Below are 15,547 nucleotides of genomic sequence, written 5' to 3' on the forward strand. Positions count from 1 at the left end.
CGGCTCAGGGCGCCGCGGTCTGGGCGGGCTGCACGGCGGGCGCCGCCTGGACAGGCGTCTCAGGCTGAGCCGGCCGCGCGGGCTGGGAAGGAGGCGGTGTCGGTGTCGGTGTCGGTGTCGGCGGAGGCTGCGCCGCCGCGGGCCGGGGCGCCTGGGCTGCGGCCTGCTGCCGCAAGGCCCGCAGCAGCAGGGAAAGGCCCAGGGTCCGCCAGGCCACCCGACCGCGCAAGGCGCGCCAGGCGCGCAGGCGAACCAGCACGGCGCCCAGCACGGCGGCGCCCAGCAGGCCGGCCAGGGGATGGCGGCCCAGGGCCGGGGCGATCAGCCCCTGCAGCAAGGGCAGCAGGGCATGCAGCGGCGGCGCCGTGGCAAGCGGTGGCGCCGCCGGGTCGAGGGCATGGGCAAGCCAGGCCGCCAGGCCGCCGGACCAGGCCCCGCCGGCCGGCGCCGCCGCCTCGGCCGGTGCCAGGCGCCGGATCAGGGCCGCGCGGGAGGCCGCCAGACGGGCCTCGGCCCGCGCCAGGGCCGCCCGCCGGGCCCGGGCGCTGCGGTTCATGGCACGGTGCCGAGGGAGCGCAGCGCGGCCTCGTCGGCAGCGGCTTCGCGGCGGGTCGCGACGAAGGGCTCGGCCAGGCGATCCCGGCCGATCCACCAGGCCAGCGGCGCCAGCAGCAAGGGCAGCAGCGGCACGCCCAGCAACACGGCCTGGACGGCCAGCGGCTGCGGGCCGGCCAGCACGGCAAGCATCAGCGCCACGCCGGCCAGGCCGAGGCCCAGCAGGGCCAGCAGGCTGGCAAGCAGGCGCCAGCGCAGGCGGCGCAGGGTTTCGTCGAGCAGGCTCTGGCCTTCGAGCCGGGCCAGCTCGGCCCGGGCGGCGAGGTGCTCCAGCGCCAGATCGGGCGCCGCCACCAGGGCCTGGAGGGCCGAGACCGGGGCCATGACGCCCCCCGGCCTCAGCGCGGCGGGCCTCCGAAGCCACGCGCCATCAGGCTGCCCAGCACGACCAGGCCCGCGCCGGCCAGCGCCGCCAGGCCCAGGGCCGTGAGCGGCCGGTGAACGACCGAATCGCGGGCGGCATGGCGCAGGCGCTGGGCCTGCTCGCCCAGCCCGTGCAGGGTCTCGCGCGCCTGGGCGCCGCGCTCGGCGGCCCAGTCGCGCACGGTTTCGCGGGTGTCCTCGCAAGCCTGTTCGAGGCGCTGGGGCACGGTGGGCTGGGGCTCGCCCTCGACGCGGGGGATCAGGGCGCCGTCGGCATGGGCCGCATGGCGGGCCTCGCGTGAAGCGGGGGAAGCATCGGCAGCACGGGGCTGGGACATGGGAACACCTCCTGGGGCGGATGGGCCGGGCCGGATGGCCCCGCCGAAGCCTTGAGGGTCGGCCCCGGCCGCAGCCCGGTCTGTACGGCACGCCACGGCGGCCGGCGGCGTGCGCTGACGCACCGACCGCGGGCCCGGCCGAACGCAAGCTGAAGGCCCCTGGCTGTCTGACGGCACCCCATGCCCTGCCCGAACCTGCCCGCGTGCGCCACGGCCCGCCGGCGCCCGCGACGATGAAACCCGGCAGCCGCCGCACGCCGGCCCGCGACCCGGCCGCAGCCGCCGGGCCGGTGCTGCCGGTCGAGCACATCGCCAGCAGCCTGCTGGGCCAGCCCTATGCGACCCTGGATCCGGCGGCCCAGCGCGTGGCCCTGCATGTGGCGCGGCGCAAGCGCCTGGGGCCGCGGCCGGCGGCCGAGCCGCCGCCGCCGGCCGACCGCGGCGCCCGGGCCGCCGATGCGCTCACCGCCTTCGGCGGCTCCTGGCGCTTTGTCGGCCTGTTCACGGCCACGGTGCTGGCCTGGCTGCTGCTGAACGTGCTGCTGCTGGCCCGGCTCGGTTCCGCCTTCGACCCCTACCCCTTCATCCTGCTGAACCTGGTGCTGTCGACGATGGCGGCGATCCAGGCGCCGATCCTGCTGATGTCGCAGAACCGGCAGGCCGAGAAGGACCGCGTGAAGCTCGACGGCGACTACGAGGTCAATCTCAAGGCCGAGCTGGAGATCCTGCTGCTGCACCAGAAGCTGGACCGGCTCCAGCACGAGCAGTGGCACGAGCTGCTCGCCCTGCAGCGGGAGCAGTTGGACCTGCTGCGGCACCTGCGGCTGCCGCGGGTCGCGGAGGCCTGAGGCATGGCGCCGGCTTCAGGCCGGCGGGCCGGACGATCGCTCCGCAAGCGGCATGACGGGCGCCGCCGCCTGCTGCTGGCGCAGCAGCAGGTGCAGGCGGGTATCGAACTCGATCTGCGCGTAGCCGGGCAGCATGGATTCGCAGAGCGCGTAGAAGGCCTTGTCGTGCTCGCGCTCCTTCAGGTGCGCCAGCTCGTGCACGACGATCATCTGGAGCATCGCGGCCGGCGCATCCTTGAAGACGGCGGCGATGCGGATCTCGCGCTTGGCCTGCAAGCGCGCGCCCTGCACGCGCGAGACGGTGCTGAGCGTGCCGAGCGCCCGCTGGTCGAGCAGCAGGCGGCTGTCGTACTCGACCTTGCCGAGCGGCGGCGCGCGGCGCAAGTGGCGCTGCTTGAGGGCCTGCACATGCTCGTAGAGCTGGGCGCTGGTGCGCACGGCATGCGGCTCGGGATGGCGTCGGGCCAGGTACTCGGCCAGGCGGCCGGTGGCCAGCAGCTCGCGGACCTGCGCTTGCAGCCCGGCGGGGTAGCCGGCCAGGAAGGGCAGCGGGGCCGGGGCGGGCGCGGCGGCGGGATGCACGGCGTTTCAGTAGTGCGGCGGCAGCTCGTCGCGCAGGCTGCGCGGGCCGCCGGGGCTGTCCTGGGCCTGGAGCTGCTGGCGCAGGAGGCGCAGCTCGTGATGCAGCGCATCCAGGGTCTGCTGCTGACGCGCGACGGTGGCGTTCAGGTGCTCGACCAGGTCCTCGGTGAAGCTGAGCTTGATCTCCAGATCGGTCAGGCGCGCGTCGATCGGGTCGGCGGGGTCGTGGGCATCGGCAGGCATGCGGCAGTGTAGGCAGGCGGCATCCGCCGGCCGGCGGCCGGCGTAGGCTGTGCGGTGGACTGGCTTCCCGATCGACCCATGCCCCCTGCCCTGCAGCACCCCGCCCGCCGCCTGGCCCTGGGCCGCGCCGGCGCGCTGGGCCTGGGCGCCCTGCTCGGCGGCTGCGCCCTGCCCGCAGACCATGCCGGGCCGGAGGCGCCGCGCGCCGCGCCGTTGGCCAAGCGGCCGCGGGTGGCCTGGGTCTTCAGCTCGGGCGGGCCGCGCGGCTTCGTGCATGTCGGCGTGATCAAGGCCCTGGACCGGCTCGGCCTGGCGCCGGACCTGATCGTGGGCGCCTCGGTCGGCGCGCTCGTCGGCACCCTGCGCGCCGGCGGCCTGGACGCGGCGCGCATCGAGGCCCTGGCCCTATCGCTTGGCCTGCATGAGCTGATCCGCCTGCAACCGGGCGGGCCGGCCTGGCTGGGTGCCGGCGGCCTGCCGGACTGGCTGGACGCGCAACTGCCCTCGCCACGCTTGCAGGAGCTGCCGCTGCCCATGGTTTGCGTGGCCCAGCGCCTGGACGACGGGCAGATCGTCGGATTCACCGCCGGGCATGCGGGCCTGGCCGTGCAGGCGGCCGCCGCGGTGGTGGGCGAGCTGGCGCCGGTGCGCATCCACGGCCGGCTGTACGGCGATGCCGACCCGATCAGCCCGCTGCCAGTGCGGCTGGCGCGGGCCCTGGGCGCGCAGCGCGTGCTGGCCGTCGACGCCTCGGCCCATGAGGACCGCGCGCCGCCCGCGGCCGCGCGCTTCCGCGCCGGCGACCTGGCCAAGCGCGCCCGCACCGCCCCCGATGCCGCCGCGGCCGACCTGCTGCTGCATCCCGATTTCGGCTACTGGGTGAACCTGTCCCGGGCCTTCCGCGAACGCGCGATCGCCGCGGGCGAACAGGCCACCCTGGCCCAGGCCGAAGCCCTGCGGGCCCTGCACGCCTGAGGCGGACGGGGGCCGCCGGGTGCGCCCTGGGGGTCTTCAATAGGCGTAGAAGCCGCGGCCCGCCTTGCGGCCGAGGTGGCCGGCGGCCACCATTTCCTTGAGCAGCGGGGCCGGGCGGTACTTCGGGTCGCCGAAATCGGCGTGGAAGACATTCATGATGGCCAGCACGGTGTCCAGGCCGATCAGGTCGGCCAGGGCCAGCGGGCCGATGGGGTGGTTGCAGCCCAGCTTCATGCCGGCGTCGATGTCGGCCGCGCTGGCGATGCCCTCCTGCAGCACGAAGATGGCCTCGTTGATCATCGGCACCAGGATGCGGTTGACGACGAAGCCCGGCGCGTTCTTCACGGTGACCGGCGTCTTGCCGACCCGGGCCGCGAAGTCCAGCGCCAGCGCGTGGGTGGCATCGTCGGTCTGCAGGCCGCGGATCACCTCCATCAGGCCCATCAGCGGCACCGGGTTGAAGAAATGCATGCCGACGAAGCGGCCCGGCTGCTTCATGACCGCGGCCAGTTGGGTGATGCTGATCGAGGAGGTGTTGGTCGCGATCACCGCGCCTTCGCCGGCCACGGCATCGACCTGGCGCAGGATGCGCAGCTTCAGCTCCAGGTTCTCGGTGGCCGCCTCGATCACGAGCGGGCAGCCGGCCAGGGCGACGTAGTCGGTGCTGAGCGTCAGGCGGGCCAGGGCGGCGTCGCGGGCCTCGGCGCTGAGCTTGTCCTTCTTGATCAGCCGGTCCAGGCTGCCGGCCAGGGTGTCGCGGCCGCGCTGCAGGGCGGCCTCGCTGACATCGATCATCACGACGTCGAGGCCGGCCAGTGCGCTGACCTGCGCAATGCCGTTGCCCATGGTGCCGGCGCCGATGACGCCCACGGTGGTCAAGCTCACGGTGTGGTTCTCCAGACTCGATCGGGATGGGAGGTGCGGCCGGGCGCGGGGGCCCGCCTGCACGGCGGACGGGATTGTCGGCCGGTTTTTTGCACCGCAGCATGGGCTGTGCCGCCCTGTTCCGGATCGCGACAGGGCCCTGCGGCCGGGCCGGGGGCTCAGGCCGGCGGGGCTTGCAGCGCGCGCTCGATGCGGCGGCGCCCCACGGTGGGCTTGGGCACGGGGTGCAGGCCCTGCTCCTGGAACCAGCCGCGCACATCGTCTTCCAGCCCGAGGCCGTGCATGTAGTTGTAGAGCGCCTTCTTCAGGGCGCGGCCCAGGGTGTCGTGGTCGGTGCCGGTGGGGTCGATGAAGCCGACATCGTTCTTGGCGAAGCCGCCCGGCGGCAGCGGCTTGAGCGTGATGCCGTAGTCCTGCGGCCGCTGGCCGACCGGCGAGTGCACGGTGCAGGCAAAGCGGTGGAAGAAGCCGCTCTGGATGCAGCCCTGCTGGAAGAGCTGGCGCACGTACTCCAGCGCATCGACCGTGTCCTGCACGGTCTGGGTCGGGAAGCCGTACATCAGGTAGGCATGCACGCGCACGCCGGCCTCGGTGAAGCCGCGGGTCACGCGGGCGACCTGCTCGACGGACACGCCCTTCTTCATCAGCGCGAGCAGGCGGTCGGAGGCCACCTCCAGCCCGCCGGAGATGGCGATGCAGCCGCTGTCGGCCAGCAGGCCGGCCAGCTCGGGGGTGAAGGTCTTCTCGAAGCGCACATTGCCCCACCAACTGAGGGTCAGCTTGCGGCGCAGGATCTCGGTGGCCAGGGCCTTGAGCACCTTGGGCGGCGCGGCCTCGTCGACGAAGTGGAAGCCGGTCTGGCCGGTCTCGGCAACGATGGCCTCGATGCGGTCGCACAGCAGTTCGGCGCCCGCCGCGTCATAGCGGCTGATGTAGTCCAGGCTCACATCGCAGAAGCTGCACTTCTTCCAGTAGCAGCCATGGGCCACGGTCAGCTTGTTCCAGCGGCCGTCGCTCCACAGCCGGTGCATGGGGTTGAGCAGGTCCAGCAGGCTGAGGTAGCGGTCCAGCGGCAGGCCGTCCCAGGTGGGGGTGCCGACCTCGGCGAAGAGGATGTCGGGCTCGGCCCAGTTCGCGTAGCGCACGGCGGGCCGGCCGTCGTCCGCCGGGGCACGGTAAAAGGTGCGGACCAGGCGCTGGCGCGAACGCCGCCCTTGCAGGTGCTCGATCAGCGCCAGCAGCGGGCGCTCGCCGGTGTCGAGGCAGACGAAGTCGACGAAATCGAAGAGCCGCGGCTCGGCCAGCTCGCGCAGCTCGGTGTTGACCCAGCCGCCGCCCAGGGCGATGGCGACCGAGGGGTCCTGCGCCTTGACCGTCTGCGCGATCCGCAGCGCGGCATAGACCGCGCCCGGGAAGGGCACCGAGAGCAGCAGCAACTGCGGCCGGTGGCGCGCCAGCACCTCGGCGCTCAGGCACTGCAAGCGGCGGTCGACGAGGGTGGGCGGCGCGGCCAGGGCCTCGGCCAGCGGGTCGAAGGAGGCCTGGCTGGCGGCCAGGCTCTCGCCGTAGCGGACGAACTCGAAGCGCGGATCCACCCCGGCCTGGATGACCTCGGCCAGGTCGTTCAGGTAGAGCGTGGCCAGGTGGCGCGCACGGTCCTGCACGCCCAGGCTGCCGAAGGCCCAGGCCAGCGGGTCCGCGCCGCCGTCCTCGCCGTCCTCGCCCAGGGCATGGGCCTCCAGCGTGGCGAAGCGCGGGCCTTCGGGCAGGAAGCTGCGGTTGGCGATGCGGTGGGCCAGGGTCGGGTCGCGGCCCTGCAGGAAGGCCAGGGTGCGCGGCAGGCTCAGGCGGTAGGCCTCGAACTGCCCGAGGAAGGCCTGCACCGCGGGCCGTCCGTGGGCGGCATGGCTGGCGGGCAGGGCCAGGATCTCGGCACGGATGGCGTCCAGGCCGGCGGGCGACAGCAGGTCCAGCGCCAGGTCCAGGGCCAGGTCGGCCTGCACCGCGTCGAGGCCGCGAGAGCGCAGGAAACCGGTCAGGTAGGCCGTCGAGGGGTAGGGCGTGTTGAGCTGCGTCATCGGCGGGATGAGCGACAGCACGCGCAGCGCCGCCGCGCCAGCCGGCTCGGCAGGGGCAGCGACCGGCAAGGACGCAGGAAGGGGCAGGTTCGACACGGGGCGGGGCAGGGGCGGTCGCGGCAGCAGGCCGGCGTGGGCTGATTGTCCGCGGGCGCCCGCATCCCCCCTGATCAGGCGGGGCCGGAAGGCCCTCCCCCCAGGTGGCCGACATGTTGCTTGACGGACGACAGGGGAAGATTCGGTGCAGCCGCACCGTGCGGCCCCGAGCATCGGACTCCCTTGATCATGAAACCAGCCCTGCGCGTGCTGCTGCTCGCCGACCGGCTGTCCAACGAGGGCGGCGGCGATGCGCTGGCCGCCCATCTCCTGGCCCTGGCGCCGGCCCTGGCTGCGGCCGGGGCCAAGGTGGGCCTGGCCTTGCCGCTCACCACGGCCCTGACCCAGCCGGTGCCCGAAGGCGTCACCCTGCTGCCCCTGCCCACCGTCAGCAGCGAGGCCACGCTGCGTGCGCTGCATCGCTGGGCGCCCGATGTGGTGCATGTGCACCGCTGCGAGCAGCTCCACCTGCTCAGCGAGTTGCAGACCCTGGACGTGCCGCTGCTGCGCAGCATCCACGACCACACCGTGATCTGCATGCGCGAGGACCGCCGCCGCTGGCCCGGCGACCGCTGCGGCCGCAGCCTGGGCCTGGGCTGCATGGCCTTCGGCTGCACCCTGACCGAGCCGGCATCCCTGCCGCGGGGCGGCCTGCCCGGGGGCCTGCGGCGGCTCAACACCAAGCGCGCGGCGCTGGATTTCGAGCGCCTCTTCGACCGCGTGGTGGTGCCCAGCGAGTCGATGCGCAAGCTGCTGCTGAGCAACCGCTTCCATCCGGCGCCGCTGCGGGTGATGCCGGGTTGCAGCCGCTTCGACGGCAGCGAGGCCGCCCACGTGCAGCGCCTGCCCGGTCGCCCCGGCCTGGAACGGCCGCTGGCCCTGCTGCATGCGGGCAGCGCGCGGCCCGCCGGCGGCCTGCCGCGGCTGCTGCAGGCCCTGGATCAATTGCCCGCCTCCTGGCAGTTGACGCTGCTGACGACCGAGGCCGAGCGCCCGGCCATCTACCGGCTGCTGCCGCGCCTGGACCGCGCCGCCTCCGTGCTGCTGCGCAACCTGCCGCGCGAGGGCGTGCCGGCCGCGGCCTACCGGGCGGCGGACCTGCTGGTGCTGCCCTCGACGGTCGACGATCCCCGCCCCTCGCCCGCGCTCGACGCCATGGCCCTGGGCACGCCCGTGCTGGCCAGCCCGGTGGGCGTGCCGGCCGAGCTGATCCGCGACGGGCTGACCGGCTTCCTCTGCGACGCCGACACCGTGCGCGGCCTGGGCGATGCGCTGCGGCGCGCGCTGGACCGCGGCGAGGACCTGGCCGACATCGGCCGCGCCGCCCAGCACCGGGTGCTGGGTGCCCACAGCCCGGCCCGCCATGCCGAGGCCCTGCTGGCCCTCTACCGCGAGGCGGCCGAACCCTGGGGCAGCTTGCAGCAGCAGCCCCCGCCGGGCGCGGACTGGCCCGGCCTGCGCACCGTGCGGCCCACCGGCACGCGCGACTGAGCGGGCGCGGCCGGTTCTCGGCCACACCCGCTCAGGCCCGGCGGTAGGTGATCAGCCGGCCCTTGTAGGCGGCGCGCTCGTCCTGCTCGGCGGCGTCCAGGCGCAGTTCCTCGCGGCCGTAGCCGAGGTCGGCCATGCGACGGTGGAAGGCGCTGCGGTTGCCGCGGTCGGGGTCGACGATCCAGATCTCGGCCTGCTCGGCGGCATGGCGGCCGATGAAGGCGGCCAGCCAGCCGGCCTCGTCGCGCTCGTAGAGCAGGTCGCTGCCGATCAGCAGGTCGTAGCGCTCGCTGCCGCAGGCGGCTTCCTCGGCCGGCCGGCCGCTGGCGCTGCCGGTCCAGGGGCCGTGGTGGTAGGGCATCGGCGCCAGCGCATTCAGGCGCAGGTTCTCGCGCAGGAAGGGGCCGGCCAGGGGATGGATGTCGCTGGCCGTCATGCAGGCGCCGCGGCGGTGGCCGACCAGGCTGGCCAGGCCCAGGCCGCAGCCGATCTCCAGGATGCGCTCGCCGGGCTTCAGCACGCGCTGCGCGATGCGGTCGGCCAATTGCAGGCCCGAGGGCCAGACCAGGCCGAACAGCGGCCAGGCCGCCGGCGAGATGCCCAGCGCCTCGGCCGCGCCGAGCGGGTCGTCGTACTGCTGGCGGTCGCGCAGGGCGCGCACCTGGAGGTCGGCCGCGCCGCGGATGGGCACGCTGGATTGCAGGGTCTGGACACCGGACATCGCGCAGGGCGAAGCCCGGTCGGGCGGCTTCGAGGGCAGGGAAAGGGCGCCGAGTATCCCGCCCCAGGCGGCCCGTGCCGGCCGCTGCGCGGAGAATGCCGCGATCACGCCCATGCGCCCGTCCCACCCGCTACTCGATCCGGCCCGGCTGGAGGCCACCCTGGCCGCCGAGCGCGCCGCCTATGCCCACGCCCATCCGCGCAGCCAGGCGGCGGCCCGGCAGGCCGAGGCCTCGCTGCTCTTCGGCCTGCCGCTGCACTGGATGCGCGACTGGGGCCTGCCCTTCCCGCTGCTCATCGAGCGCGCCGAAGGCGCGACCGTGCACACCCTGGACGGCCAGGCGCTCGACGATTTCTGCCTGGGCGACACCGCGGCCATGTTCGGCCACGCGCCGCCGGCCGTGGTGGCGGCGGTGCAGCGCCAGATCGCGCGCGGCAGCACGGCCATGCTGCCCAGCGAGGATGCCGCCGCCGTCGGCGCCCTGTTGCAGGCCCGCTTCGGCCTGCCGCAGTGGCAGTTCGCGCTGTCGGCCAGCGATGCCAACCGCTTCCTGCTGCGCTGGCTGCGCGCGGCCACCGGGCGACGGCGCCTGCTGGTCTTCGACGGCTGCTACCACGGCACGGTCGACGACTGCTTCGTCGACCTCGACGACGACGGCCGGCCGACCATGCGCCCCAGCCTGCTCGGCCAGGTGCAGGACCTGCGCGGCTCGACCACGGTGCTGCCCTTCAACGACCTGGACGCGCTGGAAGCCGCACTCGCCGAAGGCGATGTGGCCTGCCTGCTGGCCGAGCCCGCGCTGACCAATTGCGGCATGGTGCTGCCCGAGCCCGGCTTCTGGCCCGCCGCCCGCGCCCTGCTGGACCGGCACGAGGTGCCGCTGATCGCCGACGAGACCCACACCCTCAGCGCCGGGCCGGGCGGCTGGTGCCGCGCCCAGGGCCTGCGGCCCGACGCCCTGGTCGTCGGCAAGGCCCTGGGCAGCGGCCTGCCGGTGGCAGCCTACGGCTTCAGCGCGCGCTGGGCCGAAGCCGCCATGGTCGCCAAGCTGGCCGCGGCGCCCGGGCATTCCGGCATCGGCACCACGCTCAGCGGCCATCGGGCCGGCCTGGCCGCGATGCGCGCGACGCTGGAAACGCTGATGACCCCGGCCGTCTACGCCGGCATGCTGGCACGCGGCGCGCGTCTGGCCGACGGGCTGGAGCGGCTCATCGGCATCCGCGGCCTGCCCTGGTCCGTAAGCCGGCTGGGCGCACGCTGCGAGCTGCAATACGGCCCGCGCCCGCCGCGCAACGGTAAGGAAGCCGCCGCGCAGTTCGACGACCGCCTGGACGCCTGGCTGCACCTGGCCTTGCTCAACCGCGGCGTGCTGCTGACGCCCTTCCATTCCATGATGCTGATCAGCCCAGCGACCCAGGACGCGCAGGTCGACCACCTGCTCGATGCGCTGGACCAGGCCCTCGACACCCTTGCCGCGGCCTGAGCCGCGCCCCGAACAAGAACACGCCACCATGAACGCCAGCACCGAATCGGCCCTGCTTCTCGCCACCGAGCGCCGGGCGCGCTATGCCGCCGTCCGAGCCCACAGCGAGGCCCTGGCCGAGCCGCTTTCGGCCGAGGACCAGTGCATCCAGTCCATGCCGGATGCCAGCCCGACCAAATGGCATCTGGCCCACACGAGCTGGTTCTTCGAGACCCTGCTGCTCAAGCCCCATGCGCCTGGCTACCGCACGCCCCACCCGGCCTATGCCAGCCTGTTCAATTCCTACTACGAGCAGCTCGGCCCGCGCCACCCGCGGCCGCAGCGCGGCCTGATCACCCGGCCCGACCTGGCCGAGGTGCGCGCCTACCGCGCGCATGTCGATGCCGCCATGGATGCGCTGCTGGCCGGGCCGCTGGATGCGGAACGCGCCTTCCTCGTCGAACTGGGCCTGCACCACGAGCAGCAGCATCAGGAGCTGCTGCAGACCGACATCCTGCATGCCCTGTCGATGAACCCGCTGCGGCCGGCCGCCCTGCCGCAGGCGCCGCGCGCCGCCGCGGCCGGGCAGCCCTTTGCGTGGATCGAGCAAGCCGGCGGCGAGGCCTGGATCGGCCATGCCGGCCCCGGCTTCGCCTACGACAACGAAAGCCCGCGCCATCCGCTGCGGCTTCAGCCCTACCGCCTGGGCAACCGCCTGGTCACCCAGGGCGAGTACCAGGCCTTCATCGCCGAGGGCGGCTACCGCCGGCCGGCTTTCTGGCTCAGCGACGGCTGGGCCACCGTGCAGGCCCAGGGCTGGACCGCGCCGGCCTACTGGCTGCCCGAGGGCGCCGACGGCCAGCCCGAAGGCATCTACACCCTGCGCGGCGTCGAGCCCTTCCGGCCCGAAGCCCCGGTGCTGCACCTGAGCTTCTACGAGGCCGCCGCCTATGCCGAATGGGCCGGCGCCCGCCTGCCGACCGAGGCCGAGTGGGAAGCCGCCGCCACCGGCCCGCAGGCCGCCGCACTGCACCAACTGCATGGCGTGGCCTGGCAGTGGACCCGATCCAGCTACGACCCCTACCCCGGCTACCGCCCCTGGGCCGGCGCGGTCGGCGAATACAACGGCAAGTTCATGGTCAGCCAGCTTGTGCTGCGCGGCAGCAGCCTGGCCACCCCGCCCGGCCATGCGCGCGACAGCTACCGCAACTTCTTCCCGCCGGCCGCGCGCTGGCAGTTCAGCGGGCTGCGGCTGGCGCAGGACGCCTGAGGCAGGCGGGGTGCGGGGCGGGGCTCAGGCCGCCGCGTCGATGAAGCCCCCGCCCAGGCAGACCTCGCCGTCATACAGCACAGCCGACTGGCCGGGCGTGACGGCCCACTGGGCTTCGGGGAAGTCGAGGGCAAAGCCCTCGCGGGCCGGGCGCTCGCCGGCCGCGGGCAGGGTGGCCGGCTGAAAGTGGCAGGCGGCGTCGGCTTGGCGGTAGCGGGTCTTGGCGGCCAGGCGGGCGCCGGCTGGCGGCGGCTCGCCGGCCACCCAGCTCGGCGCGTCGGCCTGCAAGCTGTGCTGCTGCAACCAGGGGTGGGTGTGGCCTTGCACGATGAGCAGGGTGTTGCGCGCCAGGTCCTTGCGGGCGACGAACCAGGCTTCATGGTCACCGCCGCCGCGCGGCGCGCCCTTCTCCTTGACGCCGCCGATGCCGATGCCCTTGCGCTGGCCCAGGGTGTAGAAGCTCAGGCCGACATGCTCGCCCAGGCGGCGGCCGCGGTCGTCGACGATGGGGCCGGGCTGGTTGGCCAGGTAGCGGTTGAGGAAGTCGCGGAAGGGCCGCTCGCCGATGAAGCAGATGCCGGTCGAGTCCTTCTTCTTCGCGTTGGGCAGGCCGATCTCGGCGGCGAGGCGGCGCACCTCGGTCTTGGGCAGCTCGCCGACCGGAAAGAGGGTGCGTGCGAGCTGGGCCTGGTTCAGGCGGTGCAGGAAGTAGCTCTGGTCCTTGAGCGGGTCCAGGCCCTTCAGCAGCTCATGACGGCCGCTGGCCGGGTTGCGGCGCACGCGGGCATAGTGACCCGTGGCAATGGTCTCGGCGCCCAGGGCCAGGGCATGGTCGAGGAAGGCCTTGAACTTGATCTCGGCATTGCAGAGCACGTCGGGATTGGGCGTGCGGCCGGCGGCGTACTCGCGCAGGAAGTCGGCGAAGACGCGGTCCTTGTAGTCGGCCGCGAAGTTCACATGCTCGATGTCGATGCCGATCACGTCGGCCACGCTGGCTGCGTCCAGCCAGTCCTGGCGTGAGGTGCAGTGCTCGGAATCGTCGTCGTCCTCCCAGTTCTTCATGAACAGGCCGACGACCTCATGGCCCTGCTGCTTGAGCAGCCAGGCGCTGACGGCGGAATCGACACCACCTGAAAGGCCGACGACGATACGGCGCTTAGAACCCGCCGGGCTCATGCGCTGAGCCCCTCGCCGGCCGGTGGCAGCGGCGCCATGTAGAGGCTGGCATCGGCCCAGACAGCGTCCAGCGGCAGGTGGCGGCCGGCCAGGTGGGCCTCGATGCTCTGCTGCACCATGGGGCTGCGGTGGCGCTCGGGGCAGGCGCGCAGCTCGTCGATCGTCATCCACAGGGTGCGGACGATGCCGGTGTCGAGCGCGCGCGCCGGGTCGGCCTCGCCGACCCGGCCGACGAAGGAGAAGCGCAGATAGGTCACATCCTGCTGCCGCGCCGGGCGCTGGAAACGCGCCAGGCAGACCGGCAGCAGCGCGGTGGGCGTGAAGACGCGGGCGGTCTCCTCCAGCACCTCGCGGACGACGGCTTCATGCAGCGACTCGCCCGGGTCCAGGTGGCCGGCGGGGTTGTTCAGGCGCAGGCCCTCGGGGGTGTGCTCCTCGACCAGCAGGAAGCGGCCGCCGTCCTCGATGACGGCAGCGACGGTGACATTGGGGCTCCAGCGGGCGGGGACAGCGGCGTTCATCCCCGGATTGTCGGCCCGCCGGCCGCTGGGCTGCGGCGCTCCGGTCTGGCACGTCCCGCCGGGCCGGGCCAGGGACAGGGGCCGCTGCCCCCGCCCTGCGGCCTGCGCCGGACGCCCGGGCCGGCACGGCCGCAGCCTCGCCCTCGCGGCCGCGGCCCGGAACTTGCCAACGGGCGAACGGTTTGCGCAAAACAACACGGACCGACCCAAAACAGGACACATTGTGTAAGCTGCGCGCCGCCAAGGCCCTGCCCCACGCAGGGCCTCGTGTCGCGCAGGCCGCAAGGTCCCGCAACGCTCGAATTCATTTCTGCCCTTGAACGAGGCCGCACACAAGTCGGCCCCTGCCCGGAGGAATCCCCATGCTGATCGGAGTGCCCGCGGAAACGTCCGCAGGCGAAACCCGGGTTGCCGTCACCCCCGAGACGGCCAAGAAGCTCATTGCCCAGGGTCACCGCATCCGGCTGCAGTCCGGCGCGGGCGTGGCCGCCAGCGCCACCGATGCAGCCTATGCCGCCGTCGGCGTGGAGATCAGCGATGCCGCCGGTGCGCTCGGCGCCGAACTCGTGCTCAAGGTCCGCTCGCCCTCGGCGGAGGAACTGCCGCTGATGCAGTCCGGCGCCGCGCTGGTGGGCATGCTCGATCCCTTCCACAAGCCTGGCCTGCAGGCGCTCACCGACGCCAAGCTCACCGCCTTCGCGCTGGAAGCCGCCCCGCGCACCACCCGCGCGCAGAGCATGGACGTGCTGTCCTCCCAGGCCAACATCGCCGGCTACAAGGCCGTGATGATGGCGGTTGACCAGTACCAGCGACTCTTCCCCATGCTGATGACGGCGGCCGGCACCATCAAGGCCGCGCGCGTCGTGATCCTGGGCGTGGGCGTGGCGGGCCTGCAAGCCATTGCCACGGCCAAGCGCTTGGGCGCGGTGATCGAGGCCTCGGACGTGCGGCCCTCCGTCAAGGAGCAGGTCGAGTCGCTGGGCGCGAAGTTCATCGACGTGCCCTACGAGACGGCCGAGGAGAAGGAAGCCGCCGAGGGCGTGGGCGGCTATGCGCGCCCCATGCCGCAGAGCTGGCTGGACCGCCAGAAGGCCGAGGTCGCCAAGCGCGTGGCCCAGGCCGATGTGGTGATCTCCACCGCGCTGATCCCGGGCCGCGCCGCGCCGACGCTGATCACCGCCGAGATGGTGCAGAGCATGAAGCCGGGCTCGGTGATCGTCGACCTGGCCGCAGGCCGTGGCGCCGACGGCGTGGGCGGCAACTGCCCGCTGACCGAGGCCGGGCAGACGGTGGTCAAGCACGGCGTGACGCTGATCGGCGAGACCAATCTGCCGGCCCGCGTGGCGGCCGACAGCTCGGCCCTCTATGCGCGCAATGTGCTGGACTTCCTGAAGCTCGTGCTGTCCAAGGACGCCAGCGCGCTGACGGTGGACCTGGAGGACGACATCGTCAAGGCCTGCCTGATGTGCCGCGACGGGCAACTGCTGCGCAACTGAGCCGTCGATCCCGCCCATGCAACGCCTGATGCTGCGCGCCAAGCTGCACCGCGCCACCGTGACGGAGGCCGACCTCCATTACGAGGGCTCCTGCGGCATCGACAGCGAGCTGCTGGCCGCGGCCGACATGCGCGAGTTCGAGCAGATCGAGCTCTACAACATCCACAACGGCGAGCGCTTCTCGACCTACATCATTCCCGCGCCGGCCGGCTCGGGCGTGATCTCGCTCAACGGTGCGGCGGCCCGCAAGGCCCAGGTCGGTGATCTGCTGATCATCTGCACCTACGCACCGATGAGCGAGGACGAGGTCGCGGGCCACAAGCCCAAAGTTGTGCTGCTCGATGCGGGCAACCGCATCGGCCAGATCCGCAAGTTCTGAGATTCCGC

Annotated in this window: 17 protein-coding genes; 7 read left to right on the plus strand and 10 right to left on the minus strand. The window is 73.5% G+C overall.

The window, feature by feature from the left end:
• Positions 1-4: 4 nt before the first annotated feature.
• From JI742_RS13445 to JI742_RS13455, 3 genes are read right to left on the minus strand one after another with little or no spacing between them, the layout of a single operon-like run.
• Positions 5-556, minus strand: coding sequence for a hypothetical protein (locus tag JI742_RS13445; protein WP_201827764.1), 552 nt, complete (start codon positions 554-556; stop codon positions 5-7).
• Entirely contained in the window at positions 553-939 is a 387-nt protein-coding gene (locus tag JI742_RS13450; RefSeq protein ID WP_201827765.1) for a hypothetical protein, read from the minus strand. The genes JI742_RS13445 and JI742_RS13450 overlap by 4 nt, the downstream gene beginning before the upstream one ends.
• Before the next feature lie 14 nt (positions 940-953).
• The gene (locus JI742_RS13455; protein ID WP_201827767.1) at positions 954-1,316 is read right to left on the minus strand and encodes a hypothetical protein; all 363 of its coding nucleotides are present in this window, start codon (positions 1,314-1,316) and stop codon (positions 954-956) included.
• Between the two features lie 233 nt (positions 1,317-1,549).
• On the opposite strand from JI742_RS13455, the gene JI742_RS13460 reads away from it, so the two are divergent.
• Positions 1,550-2,164, plus strand: a complete 615-nt coding sequence (locus JI742_RS13460; RefSeq protein ID WP_201827768.1) for a DUF1003 domain-containing protein — start codon at positions 1,550-1,552, stop codon at positions 2,162-2,164.
• 15 nt (positions 2,165-2,179) lie between these two features.
• Here JI742_RS13460 and JI742_RS13465 read toward each other — a convergent pair whose 3' ends face one another.
• Together JI742_RS13465 and JI742_RS13470 are read right to left on the minus strand one after the other, a co-directional pair.
• Complete coding sequence (locus JI742_RS13465) at positions 2,180-2,746, minus strand: YgjP-like metallopeptidase domain-containing protein (RefSeq protein ID WP_350309684.1); 567 nt, start codon at positions 2,744-2,746, stop codon at positions 2,180-2,182.
• Positions 2,747-2,752: 6 nt separating this feature from the next.
• Positions 2,753-2,989, minus strand: a complete 237-nt coding sequence (locus JI742_RS13470) for a SlyX family protein (protein ID WP_201827771.1) — start codon at positions 2,987-2,989, stop codon at positions 2,753-2,755.
• A 78-nt stretch (positions 2,990-3,067) separates the two neighbouring features.
• On the opposite strand from JI742_RS13470, the gene JI742_RS13475 reads away from it, so the two are divergent.
• Positions 3,068-3,964 (plus strand): patatin-like phospholipase family protein, encoded by an 897-nt coding sequence (locus JI742_RS13475; RefSeq protein ID WP_201827775.1) that lies wholly within the window; start codon positions 3,068-3,070, stop codon positions 3,962-3,964.
• A gap of 36 nt (positions 3,965-4,000) precedes the next feature.
• Here the strand turns inward: JI742_RS13475 and JI742_RS13480 are convergent, their stop codons facing one another.
• Complete coding sequence (locus JI742_RS13480) at positions 4,001-4,849, minus strand: 3-hydroxybutyryl-CoA dehydrogenase (RefSeq protein ID WP_201827779.1); 849 nt, start codon at positions 4,847-4,849, stop codon at positions 4,001-4,003.
• A 158-nt stretch (positions 4,850-5,007) separates the two neighbouring features.
• Positions 5,008-6,927 (minus strand): B12-binding domain-containing radical SAM protein, encoded by a 1,920-nt coding sequence (locus JI742_RS13485; RefSeq protein WP_201828023.1) that lies wholly within the window; start codon positions 6,925-6,927, stop codon positions 5,008-5,010.
• 285 nt (positions 6,928-7,212) lie between these two features.
• Between JI742_RS13485 and JI742_RS13490 the strand changes: the two genes are divergently transcribed.
• Positions 7,213-8,514 carry a glycosyltransferase family 4 protein gene (locus JI742_RS13490; RefSeq protein ID WP_201827781.1) on the plus strand — a complete coding sequence of 434 codons (1,302 nt, stop codon included), beginning with the start codon at positions 7,213-7,215 and terminating at the stop codon, positions 8,512-8,514.
• A gap of 31 nt (positions 8,515-8,545) precedes the next feature.
• On the opposite strand, the gene JI742_RS13495 is transcribed toward JI742_RS13490, so the two are convergent.
• On the minus strand, positions 8,546-9,235 hold the full coding sequence (locus JI742_RS13495; RefSeq protein WP_201827784.1) for a class I SAM-dependent methyltransferase: 690 nt from the start codon (positions 9,233-9,235) through the stop codon (positions 8,546-8,548).
• 112 nt (positions 9,236-9,347) lie between these two features.
• Here JI742_RS13495 and JI742_RS13500 point away from each other — a divergent pair, with 112 nt between their 5' ends.
• Together JI742_RS13500 and egtB are read left to right on the plus strand one after the other, a co-directional pair.
• Positions 9,348-10,718, plus strand: a complete 1,371-nt coding sequence (locus JI742_RS13500; RefSeq protein WP_201827787.1) for a transaminase — start codon at positions 9,348-9,350, stop codon at positions 10,716-10,718.
• A gap of 28 nt (positions 10,719-10,746) precedes the next feature.
• Positions 10,747-11,967: an ergothioneine biosynthesis protein EgtB gene (egtB, locus tag JI742_RS13505; protein WP_201827789.1), complete on the plus strand. Its 1,221-nt coding sequence runs from the start codon at positions 10,747-10,749 to the stop codon at positions 11,965-11,967.
• 24 nt (positions 11,968-11,991) lie between these two features.
• Here the strand turns inward: egtB and mnmA are convergent, their stop codons facing one another.
• Complete coding sequence (gene mnmA / locus JI742_RS13510) at positions 11,992-13,143, minus strand: tRNA 2-thiouridine(34) synthase MnmA (RefSeq protein WP_201827794.1); 1,152 nt, start codon at positions 13,141-13,143, stop codon at positions 11,992-11,994.
• Positions 13,140-13,664, minus strand: a complete 525-nt coding sequence (locus JI742_RS13515) for an NUDIX hydrolase (protein WP_201827797.1) — start codon at positions 13,662-13,664, stop codon at positions 13,140-13,142. The genes mnmA and JI742_RS13515 overlap by 4 nt, the downstream gene beginning before the upstream one ends.
• A gap of 362 nt (positions 13,665-14,026) precedes the next feature.
• On the opposite strand from JI742_RS13515, the gene JI742_RS13520 reads away from it, so the two are divergent.
• Together JI742_RS13520 and panD are read left to right on the plus strand one after the other, a co-directional pair.
• Positions 14,027-15,160, plus strand: coding sequence for a Re/Si-specific NAD(P)(+) transhydrogenase subunit alpha (locus JI742_RS13520; protein ID WP_201827800.1), 1,134 nt, complete (start codon positions 14,027-14,029; stop codon positions 15,158-15,160).
• Between the two features lie 16 nt (positions 15,161-15,176).
• Positions 15,177-15,539 (plus strand): aspartate 1-decarboxylase, encoded by a 363-nt coding sequence (panD, locus tag JI742_RS13525; RefSeq protein ID WP_201827803.1) that lies wholly within the window; start codon positions 15,177-15,179, stop codon positions 15,537-15,539.
• Positions 15,540-15,547 lie beyond the last annotated feature (8 nt).

It is taken from the genome of Piscinibacter lacus (assembly GCF_016735685.1).
GTDB classification, from domain to species: Bacteria; Pseudomonadota; Gammaproteobacteria; order Burkholderiales; family Burkholderiaceae_C; genus Aquariibacter; species Aquariibacter lacus.

Excerpts from the sequence above, each read along its gene's own strand:
- JI742_RS13445 (WP_201827764.1), bottom strand. The coding sequence starts at position 556 with ATGAACCGCAGCGCCCGGGCCCGGCGGGCGGCCCTGGCGCGGGCCGAG.
- JI742_RS13450 (WP_201827765.1), bottom strand. The coding sequence starts at position 939 with ATGGCCCCGGTCTCGGCCCTCCAGGCCCTGGTGGCGGCGCCCGATCTG.
- JI742_RS13455 (WP_201827767.1), bottom strand. The coding sequence starts at position 1,316 with ATGTCCCAGCCCCGTGCTGCCGATGCTTCCCCCGCTTCACGCGAGGCC.
- JI742_RS13460 (WP_201827768.1), top strand. The coding sequence starts at position 1,550 with ATGAAACCCGGCAGCCGCCGCACGCCGGCCCGCGACCCGGCCGCAGCC.
- JI742_RS13470 (WP_201827771.1), bottom strand. The coding sequence starts at position 2,989 with ATGCCTGCCGATGCCCACGACCCCGCCGACCCGATCGACGCGCGCCTG.
- JI742_RS13475 (WP_201827775.1), top strand. The coding sequence starts at position 3,068 with ATGCCCCCTGCCCTGCAGCACCCCGCCCGCCGCCTGGCCCTGGGCCGC.
- JI742_RS13485 (WP_201828023.1), bottom strand. The coding sequence starts at position 6,927 with ATGACGCAGCTCAACACGCCCTACCCCTCGACGGCCTACCTGACCGGT.
- JI742_RS13490 (WP_201827781.1), top strand. The coding sequence starts at position 7,213 with ATGAAACCAGCCCTGCGCGTGCTGCTGCTCGCCGACCGGCTGTCCAAC.
- JI742_RS13495 (WP_201827784.1), bottom strand. The coding sequence starts at position 9,235 with ATGTCCGGTGTCCAGACCCTGCAATCCAGCGTGCCCATCCGCGGCGCG.
- JI742_RS13500 (WP_201827787.1), top strand. The coding sequence starts at position 9,348 with ATGCGCCCGTCCCACCCGCTACTCGATCCGGCCCGGCTGGAGGCCACC.
- egtB (WP_201827789.1), top strand. The coding sequence starts at position 10,747 with ATGAACGCCAGCACCGAATCGGCCCTGCTTCTCGCCACCGAGCGCCGG.
- mnmA (WP_201827794.1), bottom strand. The coding sequence starts at position 13,143 with ATGAGCCCGGCGGGTTCTAAGCGCCGTATCGTCGTCGGCCTTTCAGGT.
- JI742_RS13515 (WP_201827797.1), bottom strand. The coding sequence starts at position 13,664 with ATGAACGCCGCTGTCCCCGCCCGCTGGAGCCCCAATGTCACCGTCGCT.
- JI742_RS13520 (WP_201827800.1), top strand. The coding sequence starts at position 14,027 with ATGCTGATCGGAGTGCCCGCGGAAACGTCCGCAGGCGAAACCCGGGTT.
- panD (WP_201827803.1), top strand. The coding sequence starts at position 15,177 with ATGCAACGCCTGATGCTGCGCGCCAAGCTGCACCGCGCCACCGTGACG.